At 67.7% G+C, this 2,592-nt stretch carries 2 protein-coding genes; both read left to right on the top strand.

Annotated elements, in window-relative coordinates; all coding sequences use genetic code 11:
- The first annotated feature begins 157 nt into the window (after window positions 1-157).
- Window positions 158-1,954 carry a hypothetical protein gene (locus ACEN88_RS29020; RefSeq protein ID WP_413345281.1) on the top strand — a complete coding sequence of 599 codons (1,797 nt, stop codon included), beginning with the start codon at window positions 158-160 and terminating at the stop codon, window positions 1,952-1,954.
- A gap of 28 nt (window positions 1,955-1,982) precedes the next feature.
- Window positions 1,983-2,592, top strand: a 610-nt coding sequence (locus tag ACEN88_RS29015; protein ID WP_413345279.1) for a response regulator, incomplete at its 3' end; no start/stop codon positions are given.

Below are 2,592 nucleotides of genomic sequence, written 5' to 3'. Positions count from 1 at the left end.
GAACTGCCGTGTCCGCCAGCGAAGCGCCACGCGAACCCAGCCGGCGCTTCGCTGCGGGGGGCGCCGCTTCGCTGGCGGCGCCGTGCGCGCGATAGCGCCTTATTAAGCTGTCCCCGCGCCTCACAGCCGTTGTGCGGCATTTATTCAAGGAACCCATATGACACGCATTAACGAAGCACACTCGCATTCGACGCTACCGACATCGGACCCGGCAGGGAACCACGCGTCCACCTCGCAAACGCCGCGCGCGTCGCGCAGCAAGAGCGGCTCGCCGCTGGGTTCGCTGGGCGGCCCGGCCACGTCGGCGCCGAAATCCTCCGCCAGTGCGGGCAACCGGATCAGGGTCGCGACGACCCGCATTTTCGACGACCTGAGCGCATCGGTGACGGTGGCCGACCTGCCGCAGCAGGCCGAAGGCGCGCACGCCGGCTCCCCGCGCAAGACCGGCGAACTGGTCGGCGCCATGACCACCACGCTCGAGAAGATGAAGCAGGGCGACGTGCCAACCCGCCTGCCCGCCGCGCTGGCCGGCAAGCTGACGACCGGCCACTGGATGTCGGACTCGCACTTCCACCCCACCAACTACACCCAGCAGGGCATGACGCCGCGCGACATGCTCAAGATGATGGACCAGGTCGGTATCCACCGCTCGGTGATGTCGCCGATTCCGACCGACGTCATGCCGTGCGGCGATCACGGCGATCACAACCACATCCCGGCCGAGTCGTACTACGTGCCGGCGCAGTTTGCCAACATCAAGCCGCATGAATTGACGGCCGAGGTCGAGCAGACCATCAAGGGCAGCGCCCACCTGATGCTGAACCAGCAGGTCGATGCGGACACCGCGCTGTTCATGAATATTTCCAAACTGAGCCAGGCCGAGCGCGACCGCCTCGATCCGATGGTCACCGGCCTGCACCTGGGTTCGCCGTTGAGCCCCCAGGCGCTGCTGTTCAAGCTGGCCACGCACCCGGGCATGTTCACCGGCGTGGGCGAGGTGACGATTCACAAGGAACTGGTGCAGAGCCAGTACGAAGGCGCGCGCCAGGCCAACCTGACCGACAACGTGCAATCGTTCAAGAATCTGGTGGCCACCGCCGGCGTGGTCGGCATGCCGGTGGTGCTGCACTGCGACGTCGACTCGACCGCCAACCAGCGCGCCAACGGCTTTGGCCAGCCCGAGCACCTGGACAACCTGAAACAGCTGTTCGCCTCGCCCGAAACGCGCGACACGACCATTATCTGGGCGCACTGCGGCGGCGTCGGACGCTTCGTCCAGAAGCCGGTCGACCACGCCAACAACCTGCGCTCGATCCTGTCGAACCCGGAAATGAAGCACATCAACATCGACATTTCTTGGTCGCGCGTGGCGCGCCAGATCGTGCTGAAGACCGACGCCGAAGGCAAGGAAGTGCCGGATCATGAATCGATCCAGGCCTGGGCGCAGCTGATCAACGATCATCCCGACCGCTTCCTGTTCGGCTCGGACGCGCTCAATCCGCAGGAAAAGGCGACCTGGGAAGAGACCGGGGTTCTCTACAAGCCCCTGCTGGACAAGTTGACGCCGGAAGCGCGGATCGCCGTCAAGACCGGCAACTACGAGCGCCTGCTGGTCGATGCGCGCCCGAAGGTGCGCGCGTTCGAGCAGCACGTGCTCACGCCGGAATTCGTCGAGCAGCGCCTGCGCGCGTCGGGCGACACCCGCGTCAATGCCGGGCCCCATATCGATCCGAATGCCTTGCGCGCCGCACGCGATGCCGCCTACGCCGGCGCGGGCGTGGACGTGCACGGGAAACGGCTTGCCCCCGAGCCGCGCGCGAAGGAGACGCCGGCCCAGGTCAAGGCGCATCTGGAAAAGATCAAGGCCCAGCAGGATGCGCGGGTGGCGGCGCTGACGGCTCCCGCGAAGAAGTCGGGCCCGGGCCGTCTGCGCCGGATGTTCGGCGCCAGGTAAGAACGCCATCGACATGAGGATCGACACGATGCAGTTTTTGGAAGCACCGAAGCCGGCCAGGCGCATCTGCCTGCTCGGCGACAACGCCCTCCTCGCCCGCGACACCGCTCTGCAACTGCGCGCGTCGGGCTACGACGTGACGGTCGCGACACAGCTCGAACAGCTCGCCACGCTGGGAGGCTTGTGCTGCATCGTCGTGGATCCGGCCAGCCGCGGCAGCCGCTTCGGCGACCCGGCCCGCGCCGGCGTGGACGGATTCCTGGCCAGGCCGTTCGACGTCGACGATATCAAGGCGCGCATCGAGACGCTGGCCCAGCGCCTGGAGCAGCCGCCCTGCCGGGTGCTGGTGGTCGCCAGCGATGCCGCCCGCCTCGACGGGATCGAAGGGGCCCTGGCGCAGGCCGGGATGGAAGCCCTGCGGCTGCACAAGCCGCTCGAGCTGATCGCCACCCTCAGCCGGCACCACCCGGACGCCATCGTGATCGACGTCGACACGCCGGCCTGCAACGGGGTCGACCTGGCCATGCTGATCCGCCAGGACCCGGCCTTCCTCGACCTGCCCGTACTCGTGCTGTCGGACGACCGCGATCCCGCGGCGCGCCGGCGCGCCGTGGCGGCCGGCGTGGACGACTTGCTGG

Source organism: Massilia sp. CT11-108 (assembly GCF_047302915.1).
GTDB lineage: Bacteria > Pseudomonadota > Gammaproteobacteria > Burkholderiales > Burkholderiaceae_D > Telluria > Telluria orientalis.
This window is presented reverse-complemented; position numbering and strand designations above follow the sequence as displayed.